At 49.0% G+C, this 25,960-nt stretch carries 20 protein-coding genes; 11 read left to right on the top strand and 9 right to left on the bottom strand.

Going from position 1 to position 25,960, the window contains the following annotated elements; genetic code table 11:
• Positions 1-117: 117 nt before the first annotated feature.
• The 3 genes from N7386_RS17320 to srmB all read right to left on the bottom strand — a co-directional run bounded on the left by N7386_RS17320 (position 118) and on the right by srmB (position 6,055).
• The gene (locus tag N7386_RS17320; RefSeq protein WP_279769969.1) at positions 118-3,321 is read right to left on the bottom strand and encodes an efflux RND transporter permease subunit; all 3,204 of its coding nucleotides are present in this window, start codon (positions 3,319-3,321) and stop codon (positions 118-120) included.
• Entirely contained in the window at positions 3,321-4,538 is a 1,218-nt protein-coding gene (locus tag N7386_RS17315) for an efflux RND transporter periplasmic adaptor subunit (protein ID WP_037430327.1), read from the bottom strand. The genes N7386_RS17320 and N7386_RS17315 overlap by 1 nt, the downstream gene beginning before the upstream one ends.
• Positions 4,539-4,792: 254 nt before the next feature.
• The gene (gene srmB / locus N7386_RS17310; protein ID WP_109286512.1) at positions 4,793-6,055 is read right to left on the bottom strand and encodes an ATP-dependent RNA helicase SrmB; all 1,263 of its coding nucleotides are present in this window, start codon (positions 6,053-6,055) and stop codon (positions 4,793-4,795) included.
• 400 nt (positions 6,056-6,455) lie between these two features.
• Between srmB and N7386_RS17305 the strand changes: the two genes are divergently transcribed.
• Together N7386_RS17305 and N7386_RS17300 are read left to right on the top strand one after the other, a co-directional pair.
• Complete coding sequence (locus N7386_RS17305; RefSeq protein ID WP_279769965.1) at positions 6,456-9,821, top strand: MHYT domain-containing protein; 3,366 nt, start codon at positions 6,456-6,458, stop codon at positions 9,819-9,821.
• Between the two features lie 2 nt (positions 9,822-9,823).
• Complete coding sequence (locus N7386_RS17300) at positions 9,824-10,819, top strand: two-component system response regulator (protein ID WP_279769963.1); 996 nt, start codon at positions 9,824-9,826, stop codon at positions 10,817-10,819.
• Between the two features lie 57 nt (positions 10,820-10,876).
• Here the strand turns inward: N7386_RS17300 and N7386_RS17295 are convergent, their stop codons facing one another.
• Positions 10,877-11,602, bottom strand: a complete 726-nt coding sequence (locus N7386_RS17295; RefSeq protein WP_086902653.1) for a methyltransferase — start codon at positions 11,600-11,602, stop codon at positions 10,877-10,879.
• Between the two features lie 526 nt (positions 11,603-12,128).
• Between N7386_RS17295 and brnQ the strand changes: the two genes are divergently transcribed.
• The 7 genes from brnQ (at position 12,129) to N7386_RS17260 (ending at position 18,323) form a co-directional block, all read left to right on the top strand.
• The gene (brnQ, locus tag N7386_RS17290) at positions 12,129-13,544 is read left to right on the top strand and encodes a branched-chain amino acid transport system II carrier protein (protein WP_279769961.1); all 1,416 of its coding nucleotides are present in this window, start codon (positions 12,129-12,131) and stop codon (positions 13,542-13,544) included.
• Positions 13,545-13,625: 81 nt separating this feature from the next.
• On the top strand, positions 13,626-14,528 hold the full coding sequence (gene xerD / locus N7386_RS17285; protein WP_279769959.1) for a site-specific tyrosine recombinase XerD: 903 nt from the start codon (positions 13,626-13,628) through the stop codon (positions 14,526-14,528).
• A 149-nt stretch (positions 14,529-14,677) separates the two neighbouring features.
• Entirely contained in the window at positions 14,678-15,403 is a 726-nt protein-coding gene (gene dsbC, locus N7386_RS17280; RefSeq protein ID WP_011621591.1) for a bifunctional protein-disulfide isomerase/oxidoreductase DsbC, read from the top strand.
• A 92-nt stretch (positions 15,404-15,495) separates the two neighbouring features.
• The gene (gene recJ / locus N7386_RS17275) at positions 15,496-17,220 is read left to right on the top strand and encodes a single-stranded-DNA-specific exonuclease RecJ (RefSeq protein WP_089067074.1); all 1,725 of its coding nucleotides are present in this window, start codon (positions 15,496-15,498) and stop codon (positions 17,218-17,220) included.
• 38 nt (positions 17,221-17,258) lie between these two features.
• Positions 17,259-17,588 (top strand): hypothetical protein, encoded by a 330-nt coding sequence (locus tag N7386_RS17270; protein ID WP_011718131.1) that lies wholly within the window; start codon positions 17,259-17,261, stop codon positions 17,586-17,588.
• Positions 17,589-17,601: 13 nt separating this feature from the next.
• Entirely contained in the window at positions 17,602-18,021 is a 420-nt protein-coding gene (locus N7386_RS17265) for a GNAT family N-acetyltransferase (protein ID WP_279769954.1), read from the top strand.
• 59 nt (positions 18,022-18,080) lie between these two features.
• On the top strand, positions 18,081-18,323 hold the full coding sequence (locus N7386_RS17260) for a DUF4287 domain-containing protein (protein ID WP_279769952.1): 243 nt from the start codon (positions 18,081-18,083) through the stop codon (positions 18,321-18,323).
• A gap of 261 nt (positions 18,324-18,584) precedes the next feature.
• Here N7386_RS17260 and ahpF read toward each other — a convergent pair whose 3' ends face one another.
• From ahpF to N7386_RS17240, 4 genes are all read right to left on the bottom strand, one after another.
• On the bottom strand, positions 18,585-20,162 hold the full coding sequence (gene ahpF / locus N7386_RS17255; protein WP_279769950.1) for an alkyl hydroperoxide reductase subunit F: 1,578 nt from the start codon (positions 20,160-20,162) through the stop codon (positions 18,585-18,587).
• A 234-nt stretch (positions 20,163-20,396) separates the two neighbouring features.
• Complete coding sequence (gene ahpC, locus N7386_RS17250; RefSeq protein WP_011718128.1) at positions 20,397-20,966, bottom strand: alkyl hydroperoxide reductase subunit C; 570 nt, start codon at positions 20,964-20,966, stop codon at positions 20,397-20,399.
• A 322-nt stretch (positions 20,967-21,288) separates the two neighbouring features.
• Positions 21,289-22,824: a leucyl aminopeptidase gene (locus tag N7386_RS17245; RefSeq protein ID WP_279769947.1), complete on the bottom strand. Its 1,536-nt coding sequence runs from the start codon at positions 22,822-22,824 to the stop codon at positions 21,289-21,291.
• 89 nt (positions 22,825-22,913) lie between these two features.
• On the bottom strand, positions 22,914-23,657 hold the full coding sequence (locus N7386_RS17240; RefSeq protein ID WP_220053770.1) for a methyltransferase domain-containing protein: 744 nt from the start codon (positions 23,655-23,657) through the stop codon (positions 22,914-22,916).
• Positions 23,658-23,757: 100 nt separating this feature from the next.
• Here N7386_RS17240 and N7386_RS17235 point away from each other — a divergent pair, with 100 nt between their 5' ends.
• Both N7386_RS17235 and N7386_RS17230 read left to right on the top strand, forming a co-directional pair.
• Positions 23,758-24,303, top strand: coding sequence for a mechanosensitive ion channel family protein (locus N7386_RS17235; RefSeq protein ID WP_011718125.1), 546 nt, complete (start codon positions 23,758-23,760; stop codon positions 24,301-24,303).
• A 246-nt stretch (positions 24,304-24,549) separates the two neighbouring features.
• The gene (locus N7386_RS17230) at positions 24,550-25,095 is read left to right on the top strand and encodes a DUF3332 domain-containing protein (RefSeq protein ID WP_279769945.1); all 546 of its coding nucleotides are present in this window, start codon (positions 24,550-24,552) and stop codon (positions 25,093-25,095) included.
• 95 nt (positions 25,096-25,190) lie between these two features.
• Here the strand turns inward: N7386_RS17230 and N7386_RS17225 are convergent, their stop codons facing one another.
• Positions 25,191-25,928, bottom strand: a complete 738-nt coding sequence (locus tag N7386_RS17225) for a dienelactone hydrolase family protein (protein WP_279769943.1) — start codon at positions 25,926-25,928, stop codon at positions 25,191-25,193.
• Positions 25,929-25,960: the final 32 nt, after the last annotated feature.

Raw genomic sequence — 25,960 nt, 5'->3', positions numbered from 1 at the left:
ATCCTTGATAACTGCCACCTAGATCGCACAACGCGCTTTACTCGTTAGGGGAAACCAGAGATAAAAAAGAGAGCCTAGGCTCTCTTTTTATGGGTGACTATGATGACGGAACGACCACTAATCCTGTTTATAGTCAGGTTCATTAAAGGCGTCTAAGGACACCTTGTGGGTCTCATTGGTATGTAAATGTCTCTCCTGCGATGTTTTTGGACGCCACCACCAATGGTAGAAGCGGCTTCCAACGCGTTTCGCATCATCGAGAATGATGTACAGTAAAGGCACCAAAATTAAGGTCACCACAGTCGAGAACAGGATACCGAAGGCAAGGGAAGTCGCCATAGGGATCACAATCTGCGCCTGTAGGCTGCGCTCAAGAATAATAGGCACAAGACCGACGAAGGTGGTCAATGAGGTCAAGATAATCGCCCTGAAGCGATAACATCCTGAATCTACCGCCGCTTGTCTGACCGATTGCCCTTGTTCCCGCGCACGGTTTACAAAGTCCACCAAGATCAAGGAGTCGTTTACCACTACCCCGGCGAGCGCGACGATACCACAGAGACTCAAGACGCTCATGGCAAGACCTTGGATCAAATGCCCAAACAACGCGCCGATAATCCCGAAGGGGATCACTGACATAATGATCAGTGGCTGGCTGTATGACTTAAGCGGCACCGCCATTAAGGCATAAATGGTAAACAGCGCAAAGAAGAAGCCCTGCATTAGACCGACCATAGCATTCTGTTCATCCAAACTGCCGCCATCGAGGGTGGTTTGGATTTTAGGATACTTGGCCTGTAACTGCGGCAGGAAATCCTTTTGTATTTCAGTAACAACCTTAGAAGGTTCCACCTTGTGTTTGTTGGCATTCGCAATAATGGTAATTGCCCGCTTGCCATCGACACGGGTGATTGAGGCGTAGGATTCGCCTTTTTCAACCTCGGCAACGGTAGAGAAAGGTACCGACTTGCCCTGCGGCGTGCGGATCAACATATTCTCGAGATAGCCAACGGTACGGCGCTGCTCCAAGGGGTAGCGCACCATGACCTTGATTTCTTCTTTATTACGCAAAATACGTTGTGCTTCATAACCATAGAAGCCATAACGGACTTGGCGAGCTAAATCAGACAAGGTTAAGCCAAGCGCTTCGGCCTCGGGGCGGATCTTTAAGCGGATCTCATGGCTGCCCGAAGAGAAGTTATCGGCAATATCATACACACCTTCGTAGGTGGCGAGCTTTTGCTTAAGCTCGCGGGCGGCTGCTGATAATTCTTCGAGATCGCTCGAGGTCAATCTAAAGGATATGTCACCACCGCCACCGCCGTTCCCGCTGGCGTTGAAGTCGAGCTTCTTCACCGACAGTAATTCTGGCAATTGTTCGCGCCATGCGGCGGCAATAGCCTCGCCATCCACTTCTCGGTCTTCGCCCTTGGTCAGTTCGGCAAAGATAAAGGCGGAGGTGCGCGAGCTCATGTTGATAAAGCTATGCTTCACCACTTCGCTGCCGTTGTCCTTCTCCATTTTAGCGTTCATCTTGTACAGGGCTTCTTCAATATCCTGTACCACCTTGAGGGTGTTCTGCTCTGAGCTGCCTTCATCCATTTCTAGCTGTACTTGGATAAAGTCCGATGGAATGTCGGGGAAGAACACCCAGCGCACTTTGCCGCTGGCGACTAAGGCTATGGATAAAATCAATACTCCGATAAAGGCCGCGACGACGTTGTAGCGATGTTGGATACAGCGCTCGAGGAAGTTGCGGTAACTGTGGTGAATAAAGTGCTGAACACGATTGTTAAATTTGTCCTTGAAGCGACCAAAGAAACCCGTGGGTTCACCTGGTTTTCTGAACTTCATGTGGGCTAAGTGCGCTGGCAGGATAAATTTAGATTCCACCAGTGAAAATGCCAGACACATGATGACCACCATGCCGATGGATTTCCAAATAATCCCCATGGGGCCAGAAACCATCAACATAGGAATAAAGGCGGCGATAGTGGTTAATACCCCGAAGGTGGCGGGCATGGCCACTTTTTGCGCCCCGCGGATCACGTTATCAATCGAGTGTCCGTGCCGCTCGACCTCACTGTAGGCGCTTTCACCTATCACAATCGCATCGTCGACCACTATCCCCAAGACGAGAATAAAGGCGAACAATGTCAGCATGTTGATGGTCATGGAGAAAGGTTCCAACGGCATGATGAGCATAGTGCCGAGGAAACACACGGGTAATCCCATCATCACCCAAAAGGCGAGTTTGAGATCGAGGAACAGAGCTAAGATCACAAACACTAACAGGGCGCCATAAAACATGTTCGACATCATCATGTTCAAACGGCCCTTGAGGTAGTGGGTTAAATCTCCCCAAGTGTCTAATTTTGCATTGGCTGGCAGAGTGGCTCGGCGTTTCTCTACGTAGTCTTTGACCTGTTGAGCGATGTCGAGGGCGTTTTGATCGTTAACGCTGGTCACTTCAATAATGGCCGCTGGCTTGCCGTTGAAGCGGGTGTACTCTAAACGTTCTTCAAAATCGTCCTTAATGGTTGCCACCTGAGGCAACATCACTCGGCTACCATCGGCGCGGGTAGTGACGACGATATTGGCAAAATCATCGCCAGTATAGGCTTGGCCTTTCGTTCGTAGCAGAATGTCGCCATCTTCGGCGCGGATCGAACCGCCCGGCAAGTCGATAGAAGAGTTTTGCACCGCCAAGGCGACTTGCGAGAAGGTTAAGCCGTATTCCCGCAGCTTATCTTCTGAGACTTCGATACCGATTTCATAGTCGCGCACACCCGTGACTTTCGCGCGGGTCACGGCGGGAAGTTGGGTCAAATCATCACGTACCGATTTAGCCAACTCCTTCATATCGTGCAGCGACATATCACCGTAGACCGACACCCAAATCACGTTGTTTTCGGGTTCGATTTTATAGATTTGCGGTTTTTCGATGTTCACCGGAAAGGTGGAGATCGCGTCCAATCGTAACTTGGCTTCGTCGAGCACGGTTTGCACGTCGTAGTCATCTTCGACTTCGACCGTGATGGCGCCAACCCCTTCACTGGCAACCGAAGTGACTTTTTTAATCCCGTTGATATCTTGGATGGCTTCTTCAATCTTGATGTTGATGCCTTCTTCGATTTCCTGCGGCGCAGCGCCGGGATAAGCAACGGTAATGCTCAATAAGTTAAGGTTAAAAGAGGGGAATACCTCTTTATTAATCAACACTGTGCTAAATAGACCGCCAATCAGCAGCGCCCACATTAACAGGTTGGCTGCCACGCTGTTGCGGGCAAACCAGGCTAAGATCCCTTTTTGAGTATCCATTAGTTCACTCCAGCGGCCGCAAGACTCGACTCAGGAGCATCTTCCTTAGGTGTGGGGGTCTGCACCGGCTTGGCATCTTCACCTATGATTTTGACCAACTGGCCATTCGCCATATTGCTAAAGTGAGTGATGGCAACGCGCTCACCGGTTTTTAAGCTGTCCTTGATGAACACATTTTCAAGATCGCTACGCACGACATTCACATGGCGCATCTCGACAATATTTTGCTCGTTAATTAAGGCCACATGCTCGTTACGCACCACGTGGCGAGGCAGTTTAACTATGCCATCGACGGTGCGGCCCTTAATCACGGCATTCACAAAGCTGCCGTATTTCAGCGGTAAACTGCCTTGGGTTTTATGCTCACGTAGGTAAGGGTCTTTAATCTCGGCGACGAGGTAAACCATGCGGTTATCGGCATCAATCACGCCTTCGCTACGAATAATATTACCCATCCAAGTGTTTTCCTTACCCGCCAAAGAGGCGCTTAAGGTGACTTGGGTATCGGGGTGATCGACGGATTCCAAATAGGCTAAATCATCGTTAGAGATAGGCAGACGAATTTCGGCAATGCTAGTGTCGTACAGTTCACCCAAATTAGTGCCTAATGTCACGTACTGACCTAAATCGACATTTCTGGCCTTGATAATGCCATCAAAGGGCGCGCGGATAACCGTGCGCTCTAAGTTACGCTGGGCGCGTGCCAGTGCGGCCTGGGCATATTTAACGTTGGCTTGCTCTTTTTTCAGCTGTGGAATACGTAACCCCAGCTCTGGCGGTAAGCCTTTGTCGTAGCCTTTAAATTCGATTTTAGCGACTTCGCCACGGGCGATTTCTTCATTGAGCGCCGCGGTTGCCTGAGCCAAGGTGGCTTCGGCTTGCATTAAATCGGCTTCGTAATCCGAAGGTTCGATTTGGGCTAATTGGTCGCCTTTCTTCACTATGCCACCAGCCACAAATTGCGGCGAAATGCTCAGCATCCGCCCTTGGACTTCGGTCACCAGTTGCGTCTTATATTTAGGGGTAACCACGCCGTAGGAAGGAAGATTAAGCGATACCGTTTGCTGCTCAACCTGAGTGACATCGACGATAGGTACTGGCATTTCTTCAGGTTTTTGTTCGGGGGCTTCCTTAGTTGACATCAGTGCTATCGCACCAACAACAAATAACAGCAGTATAAACAGAGGAGATAATCTCCTGAGTAAAGTTTTCATCATATGATTGTTACATCCGTGCTAAATCGCTTAATGCGCCTAAAGTATCAGAGTCGAGCGGCGCAATAAATTTATTTTTGTAAATAAAATGTGTCTAAAGGTGATGGCGCGTTTTTACGGTACGCCACCTCTTTTTTGGCCGCCGATAAGCATATGGAAGATAAGAGTGTTTGGGTCACTCCGTTTGCATTTGTTATAGCGATTTTTTGCGGCGGGCGAGCATAAAAAAAGCCGCATTATGCGGCTTTGGGGAGGGGTTAAGCTTGCTTCTTGCGGGCAATTTTAGTGGCCTTTTTCGCTGCCTCTTTCTTGCTGGTTCGCTTGGCCGCTTCTTTGGCTTTCACCTTCGCTTTTTTCTTGGTCGGTACACGCGCTTCTTTGTGCTTAGGACGCAGTTCCTCAATAATACGGCGCTTAAGCGGCTGCTCGATATAACGCTCAATCTTACCGACAATGCGCATATCGTGAGCTTCGGCTAATGAAATCGCCGTTCCTTTCGCGCCCGCGCGGCCAGTACGGCCAATGCGGTGGATGTAACTATCGGCAGAACGTGGCATGTCAAAGTTAATCACATGGGTGATATCGTCGATATCGATACCACGAGCGGCTACATCGGTTGCCAGTAACACATTCACTTCGCCTTTGGTAAAGCGGCTTAAGGCTTGGAAGCGTTTCTTCTGTTCCATATCGCCACGCATAAAGGCGCAGGGAATACCGGCTTTCAGCAACTGACCTTCGAGGCTAGAAACCACATCGCGAGTCTTTACGAATACGATGGCGCGTTTAACTTCTTCCTGTTTGAGCAGATGGCACAGCAGGGCAATCTTATGTTCTTTATCATCGGCAAGGTGGATCCATTGGTGGATCTTGGCCTTTTCTTTGCGCGGAGCGTCGACATCGATTTCGATAGGATCGTTAAGCACTTCGCGGGCAAAACGGATAACGCCGCTGCCTTCGAGGGTGGCCGAAAACAGCATATTTTGCTTACGACCTTGGGCTTCCATGGCAATGGCCTTCACCACGGCGGAGAAACCCATATCGAGCATGCGGTCGGCTTCGTCGATGATCAATATGTCGACCGATTCTGCGCTGAATTTGCCTCTATCTAAATATTCCATCAGACGACCAGGAGTCGCGACCAGAATATCGATATTGTCTTTTAGTGCTTCTTCCTGCGGACCATAGGGCACACCACCAGTGATGATGGCGATATTCAGCCCTTGGCCTGTGGCTAAGTGGCAGGCATAACGGTGAATTTGGCTGGCTAACTCACGGGTTGGCGTCAGGATCAAAATTCGCGCATGGCCAGAATAGCGACGGGGAAAGTCGATTAAGTGTTGTAACGCAGGCAATAAGAAACTGGCGGTTTTACCTGTACCCGTCGGGGCGCGCGCCAAAATATCCCGCTGCTCGAGGGCATGTGGCAGGGTTTCTTGCTGGATGGTGGTGGGCGACAGGTGCCCCATGGCTTTAAGTGACTCTAATAAGCTAGGGTCAAGCTGAAAATCTTCAAATTGCATGCGCGGCGTCTCGACGAATAATAGCCAAGCATTATAAAGGTTATAACCGTTAACTTAAATAATTTAATCGGGAGAGGGTTTACTTTTCCGTGCTTTGGCCGATGCAGTGCGGGTCTACTCACTTCAAGGCTAGTTGGTGGCGGCTGTTGGGAGTGGATTTTACCGTACTCTATTGCATTTGAAGGCAGACATTTTGCAAAAGATGTATAAGATAAAGAGAACATTGTAAAAAATTGGCTGTTGTTGAGAGAGTTCGAAGGATTGATGGGATGTTAGCTGGAGTCTTAACAATAAATTGTGCCTATGGTTGATGAGTGCATCCCATAGTACCCAAGCGTTAGCCCTGCTTGGATTGGCGTATTCGAATGTTGGTTACGATTAGGTTTTACGTTTCTAAAACATGGGCTTGGAACATATGGCTTTTGATTGGTTATCGCAGTTTTTTATTTCTTCCCAAGACAGCCTATTGCTGAATGTCTATTACAATCCCCTGCTGGTCACTATTTCCATTCTGATTGCGATTTTTGCCGCTTTTATGGCCTTTCAGGTCACCTCCCAAGCGGTGCAGAGTCAATCGAGAGCGCGGCAACAGATCATGTTACTGACGGGGTGCGTCGTCCTCGGCGGTGGCGTCTGGTCGATGCATTTTATCGGAATGTTGGCCTTCGATTTATGTTCGCCCGTGACCTATAACTTTGGGCTCACGGTACTATCCCTTTTGCCTAGTATTGGTGCCTCATGGGTGGCGCTGAATTTGCTCTCTAAGCCGAGTTTTCAACTTTCCCAAGTGCTGATTAGCGGCATCTTAGTGGGCGCTGGGATTGGCACTATGCACTATGTGGGGATGGCGGCCATGGAGATGGCACCATTACTGCGTTATGACCCATGGATTTTTGCGCTGTCTATCGTAGTCGCCGTGCTACTCGCCATTATTGCGCTGTGGGTGCGCACTGGGCTGAATCAGCTTATTTCCTCCAACATGAATAGCATTAGCTGTAATTTTATCGCCAGTATCGTGATGGGACTGGCGATTTCGGGCATGCATTACACTGGCATGGCGGCGGCGCGATTCGTTAAACCAGAAGGTTTGGAGCTGAGCGAGCAGACCTCGGAAATCTCATTTTATCTGGCGCTCGGCGTCTCGGTGATCACCACTGCAATTATCTGCTTAGTGCTGATTGTGAATGTGATCTTTAAGTATAAAGACCTGTCTTTACTCGCAAAATCCAATGAAGACCGCATGCGCGCCATGATGAATACCGCCGTCGATGGCATTATCACAATCGATGGCCAAGGTATCATAGTGAATGTGAACAAGGCGGTGACCACTATTTTAGGTTGGTTGCCTGCTGAACTGCTTGGGGCGAATGTGAAAAAAATCGTCCCAGAGGCGATTCGGTCGCACCACGATGGCTATTTAGCTAGGTATGCACAGACCCGTGAAGCGCAGATTATTGGCACGGGGCGAGAGGTCGAAGCGCAACATAAGGCGGGTCATTTAGTGCCAGTGCGCCTGAGTATCGGCCATGTGATGCAGGGCAAAGCCCATTACTTTGTCGGTTTCATCTCCGATCTCAGCCAACGCAATGAGATGGAGCAAGAGCTTAAAAACAATGAGGCCAAGTTTCGCTCGCTGATCACCAACATTCCAGGCATTGCCTATCGCTGTAAAAGCACCGAGGGCTGGCCTATGGTATTTATCAGCGACGCGGTGCAGAACATCACTGGCTATCCTGCCGAAGACTTCGAACTTCCCCATCCGAAACGTTTCTTCTCGGATCTCTATCATCCGGACGATATTGATACCATTTACGCCCAAGCGCAGCCGCCGACCTTTTCGATGGAATATCGCATTATCCGCGCAGATGGCGGGGTACGTTGGCTGTTTGAACACGGCAATTACATCCTCGATGAAACCAGCAAAGAGGTGTGGATTGACGGCTTCCTGATGGATATCACTGAGCGTAAGGAGATGGAACAGGACTTAGTGACGGCAAAGAATAATGCCGAGCAGGCGGCAGCGGCGCGTGCGGCCTTCTTGGCCAATATGAGCCATGAGATCCGCACGCCAATGAATGCCATCATCGGCTTTAGCGACATTTTGTTGGAGTCTGTATTAGATGTTGAGCAGCAAAAACAGCTCTCTACCATCAATCGCTCCGCTAAATCTTTGCTGCACCTACTCAACGATGTGCTCGATAGCGCCAAGCTCGACAAGGGTAAACTGGAATTAGAAAACCGAGTGTTTTGCTTAACAGATGAAATCGATACCGTGATTTCAACTCTGTGGTTGCAGGCGAAGAAGCAGCGTTTATCCCTCGAGGTCGATGTTGCGCCGACGATGGCGGCAAACTTTATCGGCTCTCCGGAGCGTATCCGCCAAGTGCTGATCAATTTGATTGGCAATGCGGTTAAATTTACCTGCGAGGGGACGGTGACGGTCAGAGTCTTTGCGCAAGGCACGACCCAAGACACAACTCAAGTCACCTTCGAGATTATCGATACTGGAATTGGTATGTCGCCTGAGCAGCTTAATCGGGTATTTGAAGCGTTTGCCCAAGCCGATGCCTCCATGAGCCGCAAATACGGAGGCACTGGGCTTGGGACGACCATCAGTAAGCAGTTGGTCGAACTGATGGGCGGAGAGCTCACCGCCGAAAGTACTTTGGGCCAAGGCAGTACATTCCGCTTTACTATTCCCTTACAACCTAGCTCTGAGCCACTATCGAACCAGCGCACCGACAATGGAACATTACCGCCCCTGACGCTACTCGTTGTCGATGATATTCAGCAGAATATCGATCTCCTGTCCGTATGGTTAACCCGTCAAGGGCATAAAGTGATCACCGCCCGCGATGGTGAACAGGCGCTGCTGCGGATGCAAAAAGCCGACATCGATATCACGCTGATGGATCTGCAAATGCCAGTCATGGATGGTTTGACGGCGGCGAAGATGCGCCGTGAGCAAGAAGTCGCATCTCAATTACCCCGTATGCCAATTATTGCCTTAACCGCGAGCGTGTTAGAGCAAGATAAGAGCGCCGCCGAGCAAGCCGGTATGGATGGCTTTGCCAATAAGCCCATCGATTTTGTGCTGCTGACGCGGGAAATTGCCAGAGTGTTGCAGCTTAATCTGCCTCAGGCCGAGTTTGTCTCTTCGCAGCCTGCTAGCACGCAATTAGTCGATGAAGCCAAGGGGGTGAAATTGTGGGGCTCTAAACCGCAATTTATCAAAGAGTTGATGAAGTTTATTGCCCAATGGCCAGAGAAAAATCAAGCGCTACAACAGGCGATAAATACCCAAGATACTGTGACCATTAAGCTCTTAAGCCATAGTTTGAAAGGCGTCAGTGGGAATTTGGGTCTATTGCAGTGGATGGCGCACTTTGGCCAGTTAGAGCAGTTGGCGCAAGCTGAGTCGCTCTCGCGTGAAGCCATGGAGGCCATTGTTGCTAAGGTAAGCGACTCCCTCGTCGAGATTGGGGATTATATCGAGGGCACCACAATGCCAACGGCCAGCGCCTCCGCCGTCCATGTGGGGACAAGCGATCCAGCAGAATTATTAGCGCATATTGATGCCTTGCTGGCATCGATTGCGCACCATAGTTTTGAAGAGTCTGATCTTGAGGCGTTTACCGCTCGTATTGATGAACATCTGCGCCTTCATGTGGCCATGATTACCGAAGCCTTAGACAACTTTGATTTTGATATTGCCCATAACGAATTGACCGAGTTACGGCGTACTATCACCGCGAATAAGGAGTAGCAATGCAGTCTACATCTGAACATAAGAAAACCTTATTGTTGGTGGATGATGAGCCCGTTAACTTACGGGTGCTCAAGCAAGTTTTACATCAGGATTACCATCTTATCTTTGCCAAAAGTGGCGAAGAGGCCCTGCGCCTCGCGCAAACTGAGCTGCCATCGCTGATCCTACTGGATATTATGATGCCCAATATGACGGGGCTAGAAGTCTGTCAGTTGCTGAAAAATATCCCAGAGACCAAGTCGATCCCTGTGATTTTTGTCACCGCTTTGAATGATGAGCACGATGAAGCGGCGGGCTTTGCCGTGGGCGGGGTGGATTATATTGTGAAGCCGATTTCGGCCACCGTAGTCAAAGCGCGGGTGAAAACCCATTTATCCTTAGTGCAGGCCGATGAATTGCGCCGCACTCGCTTGCAAGTGATCCAACGTTTAGGTCGCGCCGCCGAATATAAAGATAATGAAACCGGTACCCATGTGCTGCGCATGAGCCATTATTCTAAAATTTTGGCCTTGGCCTACGGCCTGAGTGAGGCGCAGGCGGATGATTTATTACACGCGGCGCCCATGCACGACATAGGTAAAATTGGTATTCCCGATAGCATTATGCTCAAACCGGGTAAGTTGACCGATGAAGAGTTTGCCATTATGAAAACCCATCCCCATATTGGCGCCGAAATTATCGGTGAAGCGGATTCCGAGCTGCTACGGTTAGCTAAATCCGTCGCGCTGACTCATCACGAAAAATGGAACGGCACAGGTTACCCTAATGGATTGAAAGGCGAAGCCATTCCACTAGAGGGACGCATAGTTGCCCTCGCCGATGTGTTTGACGCCCTGACCAGTAAACGCCCCTATAAAGAGGCTTGGTCAGTCGAGAAGACCATGGACTATATCCAGGAGCAGAGCGGGGTGCATTTCGACCCCGAGTTGGTGCGCTTATTTACCGATAACTTAGATAAAGTGCTAGAGATTAAAAATAAATGGATAGATAGCTGATATTAGATTAGCGACAAAAGATAAGGCTCTTGCTGGGAGCCTTATCACTCGTTTGAATTACAGTTTTAGATAAAAATCTTTGGTCAGGGCAATCATTTGCTCGGTATAGCGGCCATCTTCCCCGCGTAGGGTGAGCTCTGTGTATTGGCAGGGTTCATCGTGACTTTTAGTCTGCGCAGTCTTAGCCAACAGCAGTAATACGCGATTGGCGGCCTTATTCTCCACACTACTAACCCTCACTTCCTGCACAAGATAAAGTTCAGTCTGTTCTAGGCAAGTCTTAAAGCGCGTCATGCTTTGGATGGGCAAAATAAGGCTGGCGTAACCCTCAAGCGATAGGCACTGATTTATCGCCTCGAGTAAGGGCGTAAAGCCTAAGGTGTCAGTGTGGCGCGCCATCGCCCTATGTTGCTCGTTTGCCTTGGGGCCATGTTCAAAGTAGGGCGGGTTACAGATGATATGGTCGAAATGCCCTTGATACTCAGGTTGTTGGCAAACGTGCTGAATATCGCCATGTATAAGCTGGTAGCGCTGCGCCCACGGACTTTGCGTCATATTGTATCTACAGGCCGCTGCGGCTTTTTCTTCTAATTCGACAGCGGTGATCTGCCCTTGGCTACGCTGCGCCGCCATTAAACTTAACAATCCACTTCCCGCACCAATATCGAGAATATGCTTAGCCTGCGACAGGGGAGCCCAGGCGCCTAATATTACGCCGTCGGTGCTGACGGGCATGCCGCAATTAAGGTCGTCAATGTGGAATTGTTTAAAGGTAAATGCCATGGGAATTACATCATTAAGTGAATAATAAAGATATCGCCCATAAGGGCTGGCGTTATTTTAAAGGGCATAACGCATATTCGCTAAGATTTTTGTGCCTGATACAAATAAGTTCATTCTTCCATTTAGATCTAGTTTTTGTGTTTTTTATGCTGTTTTGAGTCGAAGTTCACTAAATTAACGGTTTAATTTATTACCCCGGTAACGCATTGTTAGCAGTTAATTAGCATTGAAGGGCTTTTTTAGGTGAAAACAATCTTGTCTGTTGTATTGGCTTTTAAATTCTGATATTAGTTTCGCCCCCATTTTTAATCAATTTTATGATTAACGGATAGGTGAACGGGTTTTTAGGTGAATAAATCGGCAGTGAAGCCAATTTTTAGTTCATTTTTGTTTATAAACTCAGCAGATATCGCACATATTTACCACGGAATTGTGTAAACATAGATTTGCACTCCGGATGGGCTTTGTTTTAGCTATGGCTAATCGACACATAATCACTTAAGTTTATTAAAAACAATAAGACAAGATGGGGCTTTCCGTGCAAGACAATCAGATGAGTATCGGGGATACATTAGGCTTAGGTTTTATGACCTTCGCGTTTTTTTTGGGGGCGGGTAACTTAATTTTTCCACCCTTTGCGGGCATGTTGGCCGGGGAGAATATGCCCCTTGCCATGTTAGGTTTTCTCATCACTGCCGTAGGTTTACCTTTAGTCGGGCTCATTGCTGTTGCTAAGGCTCAAGGTAAGGTTATGGCAATGCTACCAGTGTTTGCGGCAACTGCATTGGCTATCGCGATTTATATCATTATTGGACCTGCGTTTGCGGCGCCACGTACGGGCCTTGTGGCCTATGAAATCGGCGCTAAGCCCTTTATCGACAACACTAGCGCGACCATTATGCTCGGCAGTTTGTCGCTTAATTTGTCGCAACTTATCTATACCCTGTGCTTCTTTACTGTGACTATGCTGCTGGCATTGTTCCCCGGTAAATTACTCGACAGCGTCGGTAAGGTATTAACGCCTATCCTGTTGTTATTGCTGGTGGGGTTAGCCCTGTCTGTGGTGTTTTTGCCCGCTGCAGAAGTTGGCGTGGCCGTGGGTGACTACCAAAACCATCCGCTAACCAAAGGTATCCTCGAAGGCTACAACACCATGGATACCCTAGCATCTTTGATGTTTGGTATGTTGATTATCGATCTGCTGCGTAAAAAGGGGATCGACCAACCTAGCGCGCAGACTAAATACTTGATCCGCGCAGCCTTTATTGCGGCGGCAGGGCTTGCTTTTGTTTATGTATCTCTGTTCTTTTTAGGTGCGACGGCGGGTGATATTGCCGTGGGTGCGAAAAACGGTGGCGAGATTTTAACTAACTATGTAACACGCGAGTTTGGCAGTTTAGGTACTGTATTGCTGTCTACCGTTGTGACTCTAGCCTGTTTAACCACTGCGGTCGGTTTAGTGAGTGCCTGCTCAGAATTTTTCAATGAGCTGATGCCAAAGCTGTCTTACCGTTTCTTAGTGGTTCTGCTGAGCGCCATCTGTGCCTTAATCGCAAACGTTGGTCTGTCGCAGTTAATTACTATCAGTATTCCGGTGTTGATGGCGGTTTACCCTGTGGCGATTGCCTTAGTGGCGGTGACCTTCTTGACCGAATACTTCCCGCGTCCACAGTTTGCCCATCGCGCGGCACTGTCGGTAGCCTTGCTGTTCGGTATTTTCGATGGGATGAAAGTCGCGGCGAAAAGCCTCACTGGTGAAGACGGTAAAGGCGTGACTGAAGCGGCGCAAAGCTTTATCGATCTCGTCAGTGGTATGTCTCCTACGCTGTCTATCCTGCCACTGTATGAAGAGGGCATGGCGTGGTTATTACCAACACTAGTGGTGATTGTGCTCTGTTTAATCATTCGTGGTAGCGGCGCGAAAACTGTTAGCGCGGCATAAACAAGGCGCTGCCAGAAGCAGAACAATTGAGTTAATATCAACGGCGTATCCTTAGAATACGCCGTTTTTTATGGAGTTTTTGTGGCTAAAACCTATCAGTGCGATCCGCTTATCGATGCCTTTCTCGATGATCTTTGGTCCAGTAAGGGCTTAAGTGATAACACCTTGAGTGCCTATCGCACCGATTTACGCCATTTTGACCGCTATCAACAGAGCCAAGGCCTGCGGTTAATCGAGGTCGAGCAAGCCGATGTGCGTGCCTATTTAGCCTACCGAGTCGAACAACAATTTGCCCGCACCAGTAGCGCACGTTTACTCAGTAGTTTACGGCGCTTTTACACTTATTTATTGCAGACCAAACAGATTGCTGGCGATCCTATGGCGCTGATTGAATCGCCCAAATTGAGTCGGCAATTGCCAGATTCTTTAAGTGAGTCACAGGTCGATAGATTGCTGGCCGAGCCCAATGTGGACGACCCCGTCGAGTGCCGTGATAAAGCCATGCTTGAACTCTTATACGCCACAGGATTGCGGGTGAGTGAGCTGGTTGGGCTCACCCTGGAGCAGATGAGTTTGCGCCAAGGTTTAGTGCGGATTGTGGGTAAGGGCGGTAAAGAGCGGTTAGTGCCCATGGGCGAGCTGGCCATTACCGAGGTTGAGCGTTACTTAAGTTTTGCGCGCCACGAACTCTTGGGCAATATTCAGTCCGATGTGGTATTTCCTTCGAAGCGGGCACAGATGATGACAAGGCAAACCTTTTGGCATCGGATCAAGCTCTATGCGAGCCGCGCCGGCATCGAAACTGAACTTTCACCCCATACCCTGCGTCATGCCTTTGCCACCCACTTACTTAACCATGGCGCCGACCTTAGGGTGGTACAATTACTCTTAGGTCACAGTGACTTATCGACGACTCAAATTTATACCCATGTGGCGCGAGCGAGATTACAAGAGTTGCACCAACAGCATCATCCTCGCGGTTAAGTTTATCCTTCACAAAACCTCGAATGGTTGAATTTAGTTACAGTATAAATTTGCATTCTATCTAGCTTGTCTGTAACTTTTTGCCCCCATACAGGGTCTAATAAGATGACCCATATGTCGCAGTAGCGATTTACTTAATAGGAAGTCCCATGAAGTTGACCCGAGCATTATCTTTAGTTTTCGCGCTTGTTGTTGCGCCTCTGGCCAGCGCCGCTACGGCGACCACTCCCGACACAGCTGCGATTAAGCAAAAACTCAGCGAGATGTTAGACGTTGAAGTGATTTCAATGCAGGATTCACCTATCGAAGGTTTATATCAAGCCATGACCAACCGTGGCGTGCTTTATATCAGCCGCGATGGCTCAAAACTGTTCCACGGTAATTTATACGATATTGATAAGGGCATGAAAAACCTGACGGAAGCGGCGCTTGCAGGCCCTCGTCTGGCGATGATGAAGCCGCTTGAAGATCATATGCTGGTATATAAAGCCAAGGATGAAAAACACGTTGTGACTGTGTTTACCGATGTGAGCTGTGGCTACTGCCGTAAGTTACATAGCCAAATGGCCGACTACAACAAGCTTGGCATTACCGTGCGTTACTTAGCCTTCCCACGTGCTGGTGTACCATCTGCCAATGCCGATGAGATGCAGGCTATTTGGTGTGCTAAGGATCCATTAAAGGCCATGACAGAAGCTAAGGCTGGCAAAAAAGTATCCGCCGCGACCTGTGATGCCAAGATTGCCGAGCAATATGAGCTAGGTACCAGCTTTGGCGTTAACGGCACGCCTGCAATCGTATTGGAAGACGGTAATATGATCCCAGGATATCAACCACCTGCCGATCTACTGCGTACTTTAGAAGCTCGCAAATAATCCGGTTTCGGATAAATTTATCCCATTAAAGGTGAGCTTAAGGCTCACCTTTTTGTTATCTTAGCCCCATGATTGCTTAAGAGTTTGCTCCCTTGATCCATAAGATAGTCCGTCGCCCAACCGTTGATGATAGCCATTTACCCGCTCACCTTCCGCCGTTATTAAGACAGCTTTACGCCCGCCGTGGTGTTATGCCCAACGAATGCGAACTGGTGCTCAAAGGCCTGCTAAGACCCGATACAATGAAGGGCTTGGAGCCGGCCGCTAAGTTGATTGCCGATGCGATGCAGCAGGATAAGTCGATACTGATCGTCGGCGATTTCGATGCCGATGGCGCTACCTCGACTAGCGTGTGTTTGTTAGCGTTACGGATGATGGGCGCGAGCAAGGTCGATTATCTGATCCCCAATCGTTTCGACTACGGTTATGGTCTGAGTCCTGAGATTGTCGCCGTGGCGGCATCCAAACAGGCAGAATTACTTATCACTGTTGATAACGGCATTTCCTCGATTGAGGGTGTAGCTGCCGCCAAAACCTTTGGCATGCAGGTGGTGATCACCGACCATCACTTACCCGGCCATGAGTTACCGGCGGCCGATGCCATAGTGAATCCCAATCAGCCGGGTTGTCAGTTTGCTAGTAAATCCATTGCTGGCGTCGGGGTCGCCTTTTATCTGATGACGGCGCTTAGGGCAGAGCTGCGCACTCGTCATTGGTATCAAGCCCGAGGCATTGCCGAGCCCAACCTAGGTACTCTGCTGGATATTGTTGCCCTTGGCACTGTGGCCGACGTGGTGTCGCTCGATGCCAACAATCGTATTTTGGTCGAGGCGGGATTGCAGCGGGTACGCAGTGGTCGATGCCGCGTAGGCATTACCGCCTTACTCGAAGTGGCCAAACGTAATCCTGCTCGCATTGTTGCCTCGGACTTTGGCTTTGCCGTAGGGCCAAGGCTCAATGCCGCCGGCCGGCTGGATGAAATGGCGCTAGGCGTTGAAACCCTGCTGTGCGAAGACATCATGTATGCAAGGCGGATGGCGGCAGAGCTCGATAGTCTCAACCAAGAGCGTCGTGAGCTTGAGGTCGGGATGCAGCAAGAGGCGCTGAAAAGTCTTGAATATCTAAAGCTTAATGAAGAGCAACTTCCGTGGGGTATTGCCCTCTTTCAAGAGGATTGGCACCAAGGGGTTATCGGAATTCTTGCCTCACGGATTAAAGATAAATACCACAGACCCGTTATCGCCTTTGCCGACGCGGGGAATGGTGAAATTAAAGGCTCGGCGCGTTCTATCAAAGGCTTGCATATGCGCGATCTGCTGGAGTTGGTTAACTCGCGTCATCCTGGGCTTATCAGCAAATTTGGCGGCCATGCAATGGCGGCGGGCTTAACTTTAAAGTCTGGTGGCTTCGCAACCTTTGCTAAAGCCTATGATGATGCGGTGCGTGAACTGTTAAAGCCTGAGCAGCTCACGGGTGAGCTTTGGTCTGATGGCGAATTAACGCCGACGGAACTTACCCTCGAAATCGCCCAGTTACTGCGTAATGCGGGACCTTGGGGTCAGTCCTTCGAGGAGCCATTATTCGATGGTTATTTTAAGATTATCCAGCAGCGGATTGTGGGGGAGCGCCACCTTAAATTAGTGCTTGAAACCCCATGCAGTACCGTGATGTTAGATGCGATTGCCTTTAATGTGGATTTACACACTTGGCCCGATGCGACGATTCAACATGCGCGCATCGTCTATAAGTTGGATGTGAACGAATATCGCGGTAATTTCACCCTGCAGTTGATGGTCGAGCAAATCGAGCCAATGTAGTCAGTGATTGCGGGGAAGTAAGATGAAAAGGAGTTCAGTTGAAGCCGTTATCGGATAAAAAAATTCGTCAGTTACTCAAGCGTTTCGCTTGGATATACGCGGCATGTTTGAGTATCCCCTTTCTGTCAGCGCTTTTGACGACCAAGGAACAGGGCCAAATGCTGATTATCGGCATTTGGCCTGCGGCTTCACTGCTTTATTTTTTGGCTTATCGTCATCTCGCCCATTTATTTAAATATGAAATCAATCGCCACTTGGCATTTACTAACCATGGCGGTGGCACTCTGGCGGGAGCCCTGTATTCATTAGCTAAATTAGTGTTATTTGCCATGGCTTTCATGTTATTGGTAAGCGTCAACAACAGCTAAATCGAGGCGAGTCATGGAATACCGGGTCAGTACAGCGCAAACGGAAATGGATTTTGAGCTTATCCATGGTTTTATTTCCAACAGTTATTGGGCGCAGGGTATGCCGCCTGAACTCTTACGCAAGGCGCTTAGTAACAGTTTATGTTTTGGGGTGTTTGATCAGGATAATCAGCAGCTTGCCTTTGCACGACTGATTACCGATAAAGCCACCTTTGCCTACCTTGCCGATGTGTTTGTCCTCGAATCCCACCGCGGCTTAGGTTTAAGTAAGATGATGATGGCAGCAATTATGGAACATCCTGATCTGCAAGGATTAAGACGCATAATGCTCGCCACCCGCGATGCCCATGGACTCTACGCCCAGTTTGGTTTCAAAGCGGTCGATACACCAGAAACCTTAATGCAAATAAGGCTTGAGAGCCCCTACCTGTAGAACAGGATTGTTAGCACTATCCTCGTTGAAATAGTCATATTTAAGATAAGGAAATCCAGATGACAACAAAAACAACACCTACAACATCGCAAGATTCGGCCAAGGTAAAAGGGCCAGCTTCCTATTTTCCCTCAATCGAGAAAACCTATGGACAGCCGATCTCCTATTGGATGAGTTTACTTGAAGGACTCGAAGGCAAAAAACACATGGAAATGGTGAGCTGGCTTAAGGCGGAATATCAACTCGGTCATGGACATGCGAATGCACTAGTGGCTTATTTTATCAATGAAAAGAGTCGATAGTGGTTCCTAGCATGACACAATTACACTATGCCTATCTTGCCAGCTTTGCTGTTTCTTCCGCTTTTTTGAATGGGTTACTCGAGGGACAAGCGACTTGGGTGAAAGTGCTTTGCTTAATCTTGTTGTTTTCAACCCTCGTATTTGCCAGTTTATACCATGGTTTAAAGCGGTCGATAAAATCAAAAGACTCGAAATAAATGCTATTAAAAACAAAAAGCCAGCATCTGCTGGCTTTTAAGTCATAGGAATAATCGTTAACGATTAGGCCGCTTTAGTTTCTGTAGTCTCGGTACTGTCATCGCTATGGCGAATTAAGTAATCAAACGCACCCAATGAAGCATTCGCGCCGCTACCCATGGCGATGATGATTTGCTTGTAAGGTGAGTTAGTCACGTCACCTGCGGCAAATACACCTGGGATAGAGGTTTGGCCGCGCTCATCAACGATGATTTCGCCGCGAGGAGTCAAATCCACAGTGCCTTTTAACCATTCGGCATTGGGCACTAAACCGATTTGTACGAAGATACCAGCCAGCGCGATATGGTGGATTTCACCCGTTGCACGGTCGGTGTAGTTCAGGCCGTTTACACGGGTACCGTCACCAGTCACTTCAGTGGTCATCGCTTGGGTAATGATATGGATATTACCCATTGACGCCGCTTTACGTTGCAATACGTCATCGGCGCGCAGTTTGCTATCAAACTCGAGTACTGTGACGTGCTCAACGATGTTCGCTAAGTCGATGGCCGCTTCGATACCCGAGTTACCGCCACCGATAACCGCAACACGTTTACCTTTGAATAAAGGACCGTCACAGTGTGGGCAGTAGGCAACACCTTTACCACGGTATTCCTTCTCGCCGGGTACGTTCATTTCGCGCCAGCGGGCGCCTGTTGCCAGTAGAACGGTACGGCTGCGCAGTTTAGCACCGCTTGCCAGTTCGAGTTCGAATAAACCATCGCTCGCCAGTTTAACGGCTTTTTGGTTATCCATGATGTCGACTTCGTAGTCACGAACGTGGGCTTCAAGGTTTGCCACCAGTTTTGGACCTTCAGTCGCTTTAACCGAAATAAAGTTTTCGATACCAACAGTCTCGCTTACTTGGCCACCGAATTTGTCGGCAACCACACCAGTGCGAAGACCTTTACGGGCAGCGTAAATCGCAGCAGCTGCGCCAGCGGGGCCACCACCGACGACTAAGACTTCGTAAGGGGCTTTTTGGCTGAGTTCTTCAGCTTTACGGCTGGCAGCGCCAGTATCGAGTTTATTTAAGATCTCACCAATGCTGATTCGACCCGCGGCAAATACTTCACCGTTTAAGTACACAGACGGTACGGCCATGATGTTGCGGCTGGCCACTTCGTCTTGGAACAGGGCGCCGTCGATCATCACGTTGGTGATGTTCGGGTTGATCGCCGCCATCATGTTCAGCGCCTGAATCACGTCAGGACAGTTTTGGCAGGTCAGTGATACATAGGTTTCAAACTCATATTTGCCTGGCAGATTACGGATCTGCTCAATGACGTCATCGCTGAGTTTGATTGGGTGCCCACCCGTGTGTAGCAGGGCTAACACGAGTGAGGTAAATTCGTGGCCCATAGGCAGACCAGCAAAGCTAATCTGAGTATTGAGATCGGTGTTAACCACTGTCATCGCTGGCGTACGAGAGCCTTGAGCTTCTTTGAGGCTCACTAAAGAGGAAAGGCTAACGATGTCATTGGCTAAGCTTTTTAATTCTTGAGACTTCTTGCTTTCATCTGCTGACACGACAAGTTCAACTGGTCTCTTGAGGTTTTGCAGATAGGTTTGCAGTTGATTTTTTAAATTCGCATCTAACATGATGACTCCAAAATCCTTGAAAATGAAATAATTGAAAACGCGAGGGGGGCCAACCTAGAACCTTGCAGGGGGCGGTTCTCTCTTCCTATTTGGCACCGCAGTAGCGTTGGCTGCATTTACTCACCCCAATCACTTAGATACTAAGCTCATGGGGATTCGTGCAATTGCCGTCTTACTGCGCTGCCAACTAGCTTGAGATACTAGGTTGGCGGGGTTGACTCTTGTTAGGCTAGATTAGATTTTGCCTACTAGGTCTAAAGATGGTGCTAAGGTTTCGTCACCTGGTTGCCATTTAGCTGGGCAAACTTCGCCATCGTGAGTTGCAACGTACTGAGCGGCTTGGATCTTACGAACCAGTTCAGACGCGCTACGGCCGATACCTAGGTCATGGATTTCAGCAACTTTCACTTGGCCTTCTGGGTTGATAACGAAAGTACCACGCAGTGCTAAACCTTCTTCTTCGATCATCACACCGAAGTTACGGCTGATCACGCCAGTTGGGTCAGCCAGCATTGGGAAGTTGATCTTCTTGATGGTGTCAGAAGTATCGTGCCATGCCTTGTGAGTGAAGTGAGTGTCAGTAGAAACTGAGTAAACTTCAACGCCCATAGATTGTAACTTAGCGTAGTGATCCGCCATGTCGCCTAATTCAGTTGGGCAAACGAAAGTGAAGTCTGCTGGATAGAAGAATACAACTGACCATTTACCTAACAGATCTTGTTCAGTTACAGGAACGAACTCACCATTGTGGTAAGCAGTGGCTTTGAATGGTTTGATTGTGCTGTTGATAATTGACTGAGTCATTTTATGCTTCCATTTAGTTGATTATGGTGAATTAAGTACGAGTCACTTAACTTGTGTCCCGTTGATGTGAAGCATATTACCCAGCCCAGAATGATAAATATAACGCATAAAAACTATCATCCTAATCGGTTTTGTCGAATTAAGCAGGTTTGAGAGGCAGGATTAATCGATTTTGCAGTACTGGCGCGCGTTGGCGGCTAATTGATTGTTTACTTTAATGAAGTGGTAAAAGAGCAGGGCAATAAAAAAGGGATATCGACGATATCCCTTAATCTAGCATTCAAACCTGCCATAGACTTGGTTTGAGCGTCACAATATCGCGTTAGTTTTGCGCCTTAGGCTGAGTTAACCAAGTGCTGAGCAGGCGCACGCCATAGCCAGTGGCGCCTGCTGGCACCACGGCGGTATCGGTGGCGGTTAAGGCATTGCCAGCGATATCGAGGTGAGCCCAAGGTTGCTCACCCGCAAAGCGTTTGAGGAACATGGCGGCAGATGATGCTCCCGCGCTGCCTTCTTTACCAGTATTCTTCAAATCGGCGATGGTGGATTTCAGCTCATCGTCGTAGGCTTGATCTAACGGCAAGCGCCAGACTTTTTCACCCACCTGTTGACCGGCAAAGGTGAGCTGCTGCACTAGCGGCTCAGAATCGGTAAATAATCCCGCATACACACTACCCAGCGCGCCCACTTTCGAGCCTGTGAGGGTCGCCACATCGACGATAATCGAAGGGCGGTAATTCTCACGGGCATACCAGAGACCGTCGGCTAACACTAAACGGCCTTCGGCGTCGGTGTTGAGCACTTCAACCGTGAGGCCTTGGGCGGTTTTAATCACATCGCCTGGGATCATTGCATGTCCCGATACCATGTTTTCCGCCATCGGCATAATCGCAACTAGGTTTACTGGCGCCTTTTGAATGGCCATGGCCTTGACAGTGCCGAGCACGGTCGCCGCGCCCGCCATATCGGACTTCATCCGTGCGATAGAGGTGCCAGTGGCCTTAATATTGTAACCGCCAGAGTCGAAGGTAATGCCTTTACCCACCAGAGCAATAGGCGCTTCTTTGCTACCGGGCCAGTGGGCGACGACCAACTTAGGTGGACGCTCGCTGCCTTTACCCACCGCGGCTAAGGCGCCGAGGTTTAAGCGTTCAATGTCTTTGGCTTCGAGTACTGTGACTTTTACACCGAGGGACTTAAGCTTACGCGCCTCGTTAGCAAAGCTTTCGGGATACATAATACCCGCTGGCGCATTGGTGAGATCCCGCGCTAAAAACACACCCGCTTCGATAGCTTGTAGATTCTTATGGTGTTTTTGGTTTTGGCTTAAGTCATCAACCCCAATTTGATAGTTCTTCTCGGTGCGATTGCTGGCTTTAAATTGAGTGTAGCGGTAGCTGCGCAGTTCAATGCCATGGGCCAGTTCGGAGCCGAACAGCGGCGCGTTACTTAAGCCTTGGGTAAGCACACGCACTGTAGCTTGGGGGACGGTTTCAAGTTTGGCGGCAATATTGCCACCTAAAGTGTTGATTTCACCCGGTGTTAAGGTCTTAGCATCGCCAATTCCAACCAGTAACACCCGCTTAGCGTCGATTTCGCTCGGGACTAGGATTTCTAAGATTTCACCGCGTTTACCCGCAAAACTGTTGTCGGCGACCGCAAGGTTGAGTTGGTCTTGAGTCGATTGAGGTAAAAAATCGAGACTATAGGTTGTCGAATCAGCGCTTTGGAACAGCACTAATGTGTCGGAATTGAGTGAGTTACGAGTGTCAAAACTAAAGGTTTCGGCGTTAGCATTGAGAGAGTTAAGGCACGCCAGCGCCATAACGCTTAACAAAAATTTATTCTTATTTTTCATGGTGACAGCTCATATCAATAGGGAGTGAGAAGCATAGCAAAGCTGAGTCTTAGGGTTAACTAATTTAAGCCATTTGACTGAGATTAATCTTAAATCCAAGGGCCAAAGCGAGTCAGTGAACGTTCAAGGGCAAAATCCAGTTGTTGTGACAGGGATTGCGCCTGACTTTTCAGCGCCGACGCGCCCAAAGATTGTGGTGTTTGGCTGGCAAAAATCACCCAGTTGCCCCCGCTGGTGAGGCAGGCATGCACGTGGGCAAAATGGTGCTGCAGATCGGCGAGCAACTCGCGATTTTGGCTGTGTTCCTTCCAGCAGTTCAGCACTAAATAACCGTTGGGTTTAATCAGTTGTGTGCACTGCTGAAGAAAAGTAGGCGAGAGCTGCCCCGTGTCGACCCCTTTGGCACTGTAGATATCGGCAAAAATCACATCGACCTTTTTATGCTCGGCCGATGCCATAAAGGCGACGGCATCTTCGTTGATTAGATTAAGCTTTTTGCCAATCGGTAATTGAAAGTAACGCTTGGCAAGTTCAATCACCGCTGGGCGAAGTTCAACCGCAGTAAGTTTGATTGCGGCATCGAAGCGGCGCAGGGCATGAATGAGGGCGCCGCCACCAAGGCCGAGTACGATGGCGCTTTTCGGTTGGCAAAATAACAACACCAGTAGCATGCCTTGCACATAGGTATGTTGTGGGATGTGCGGGGCGGTTTTAAGAATTTTGCTCTGCTCATCGTTGTCGCCAAAGGACAGCACGCGGGTATCACCATAGTCGAGCACGCGGATCGGTCCTAGGGCATCTTGGGTTTCGTGTAGCAAAGTGGCGTCGGCCATAGTACTTATTACTCTATTTGCGTTGGGCTGATTTGGGACTCTATAACTGCTGGTGCAAAAAAGTTAGAATTCAGCTGGTTTCGTTTTTTAAGTGGCTATTATGACAAATCAAATCCTGCTTGCCTGTATTTATCTTGCGGTGTTTCTCTTTTTGCAGCGTGCCTTAACTCAATGGGTGAAAAAACTCTCATTGATGAAGCAGGTGAGTGCCGCCCGCACCAGTCTTGTCACTCGGTTTATTTCCTATGTGATGTTTTTTATCACTCTGTCTTTGATGGCGGTGTCCCTCGGCTTGGGTTATCAGGACGTGTCGCTGTTTGTCTCATCTGCGTTTGCGGTGATGGGCGTCGCCTTAGTCGCTCAGTGGTCGATACTAAGTAATTTAACCGCTGGTGTGCTGATTTTCTTTGTGTTCCCGTATCGGATTGGTGAGCGTATTCGGGTAGTAGATAAGGATGAAGATATCAGTGGCGTGATTATTGAAATCGCGCTGTTTCATGTACTTATCCTTAGAGACAATGGTGATACCATCACCTATCCCAACAATTTGATGCTGCAAAAGGCGGTGTTGAAGCTGGCCGATCAGGCGCCGCTCGCCGAGCGCCAAGCGTTGCTGGATGGCAAAAAGAAACTCGACCTCGAGTAACTATTCTCCTTTATGTGCGCCGCAGCAGTACATTTATTAGCAAACTGTTGTCGGCGCGTCGCGAACTGATGAGATTTATTATCTTCCCGTGAGCTTTACTTGCTTGAAGCGCTTTTCATAACAAAATCAGCGTACTTGCTTACATTCACTCCATTTTGTTTACTTGGGTTTGTGCCCCGTCGCACGGTTTAGCCCTGTCTAATCCTTAGAATTCGTGTTTTTGTTTTTACCAAGGGAACGAATCGAATGAAATCTAAACTCTTAGCCGTGACGATTGGCGCGCTGTTAACCACACAATTAACAGGTTGTATGGGACAAATGGGTCTGAGCCAAATGGTGACTAAGGGCAACTTAAGCGCGGTGGATAACCGTTATGGCCGTGCGGGCTTATTTATTCTGTTAAGCCCTGTGTATGGTTTGGCGGCAACGGGCGATCTCTTTATCGTTAACACTATTGAGTTTTGGACGGGTAAGAACCCGATCACCGATAAATCCCCTGCGGTCGTTGATATGCCTGTGGACGCGATTTTTAAGGTAAATCCCCATGTGAGTGATGAGCTGAAATCGGCGCCCGTTAAACTGACTCAGGCGCAAATTGCCTATCCCGATGAGCACACTGTGACCATGACCTTAGCCTACGAAGATGGCAGCACTCAGTTATTGTCGGGTCGTAAATCGGGGGATGATGTGGACTTCTTCCTCGACGAGACTTTTATTGCCCGCGTGAGCAATCAAGAGCTGCTGGCCTATAGCCAAAGCCGTTTACAAGGGCAGATAAGCCCTGAGGTGTAAAGATTTAGAGGCTTAGGCTCAGAGTTAAGCATTTCGCTAAGCCAACCCATTAATTACGATTGATTAATGAGTTGGCTTTTTTCTTTCGTTTTATCTCATCTCAATACACGGTGAAAAAACGCCACGGATTGTTGATACATTTGCAGCGCCAGCGCGGGATCGTAGCGTTCACCCTCATCACGCATAAAGGCATGCTGAGCATTAACCTCTAACCAACTGAAATTGCGGTTTTTAGCCATCAATTGTTGGTGGATCAATACCCGCCCTTCGGGTGATACATGGGGATCTTGCTTGCCAAACACTAACACTAATTCCCCTTGAATATCGCCGCTGCGACTCAGTGAGTCATTGCCATAGGCACAGGGCAGGGTATTGGAATGAATGTCGGTCGGATAGAGGCAAAACGCCCCCAAAATCTCGGGATTGAGTGCGGCGCGGTAGGCTAAGTGGCCGCCAATACACACGCCCATACTGCCGACTTTACCGGTGCAATAACTCTGCTGACGGGCAAAATCGATAAGGGCTTGGGTGTCGCTATCGTGTTGCTCTAAGGGTTTGGCAAATTTATCGGCATTGCCTTTATCTTTACCCGCATCATCATAGGCCAGCACTGTGCCGATCGGATTTAGCTCATGGAAGACTTCTGGCACTAACACCACAAAACCATGGCCTGCGAGAATAGTCGCGCTGCGGGCGATGGGCGCGGTTTGCTGAAAAATCTCAGAATAGAAGAGGATGCAGGGGAATTGCCCTGGGGCATCTGGGCGATAGACATAAGTACGCATCGGCCCTGTGGGCGTGTTGATATCCTGAGTTTGCTGAGTCACTAACATATTTAGTTTCCTCTGTGAGGCTTCAATGTTGA

This window comes from Shewanella sp. GD04112, assembly GCF_029835735.1.
GTDB lineage: Bacteria > Pseudomonadota > Gammaproteobacteria > Enterobacterales > Shewanellaceae > Shewanella.
The sequence above is the reverse complement of the archived record's forward strand: the minus strand, read 5'-3'. Positions and strand labels throughout refer to the sequence as shown.

Bases quoted from the DNA above. Each gene is read 5' to 3' on its own strand.
- N7386_RS17235 (WP_011718125.1), top strand. From the start codon at position 23,758: ATGACAAATCAAATCCTGCTTGCCTGTATTTATCTTGCGGTGTTTCTC.
- N7386_RS17230 (WP_279769945.1), top strand. From the start codon at position 24,550: ATGAAATCTAAACTCTTAGCCGTGACGATTGGCGCGCTGTTAACCACA.
- N7386_RS17305 (WP_279769965.1), top strand. From the start codon at position 6,456: ATGGGCTTGGAACATATGGCTTTTGATTGGTTATCGCAGTTTTTTATT.
- brnQ (WP_279769961.1), top strand. From the start codon at position 12,129: ATGGGGCTTTCCGTGCAAGACAATCAGATGAGTATCGGGGATACATTA.
- N7386_RS17320 (WP_279769969.1), bottom strand. From the start codon at position 3,321: ATGGATACTCAAAAAGGGATCTTAGCCTGGTTTGCCCGCAACAGCGTG.
- N7386_RS17295 (WP_086902653.1), bottom strand. From the start codon at position 11,602: ATGGCATTTACCTTTAAACAATTCCACATTGACGACCTTAATTGCGGC.
- srmB (WP_109286512.1), bottom strand. From the start codon at position 6,055: ATGCAATTTGAAGATTTTCAGCTTGACCCTAGCTTATTAGAGTCACTT.
- N7386_RS17265 (WP_279769954.1), top strand. From the start codon at position 17,602: ATGGAATACCGGGTCAGTACAGCGCAAACGGAAATGGATTTTGAGCTT.
- N7386_RS17260 (WP_279769952.1), top strand. From the start codon at position 18,081: ATGACAACAAAAACAACACCTACAACATCGCAAGATTCGGCCAAGGTA.
- ahpC (WP_011718128.1), bottom strand. From the start codon at position 20,966: ATGACTCAGTCAATTATCAACAGCACAATCAAACCATTCAAAGCCACT.
- N7386_RS17240 (WP_220053770.1), bottom strand. From the start codon at position 23,657: ATGGCCGACGCCACTTTGCTACACGAAACCCAAGATGCCCTAGGACCG.
- N7386_RS17245 (WP_279769947.1), bottom strand. From the start codon at position 22,824: ATGAAAAATAAGAATAAATTTTTGTTAAGCGTTATGGCGCTGGCGTGC.
- ahpF (WP_279769950.1), bottom strand. From the start codon at position 20,162: ATGTTAGATGCGAATTTAAAAAATCAACTGCAAACCTATCTGCAAAAC.
- N7386_RS17225 (WP_279769943.1), bottom strand. From the start codon at position 25,928: ATGTTAGTGACTCAGCAAACTCAGGATATCAACACGCCCACAGGGCCG.
- N7386_RS17315 (WP_037430327.1), bottom strand. From the start codon at position 4,538: ATGATGAAAACTTTACTCAGGAGATTATCTCCTCTGTTTATACTGCTG.
- dsbC (WP_011621591.1), top strand. From the start codon at position 14,678: ATGAAGTTGACCCGAGCATTATCTTTAGTTTTCGCGCTTGTTGTTGCG.
- N7386_RS17300 (WP_279769963.1), top strand. From the start codon at position 9,824: ATGCAGTCTACATCTGAACATAAGAAAACCTTATTGTTGGTGGATGAT.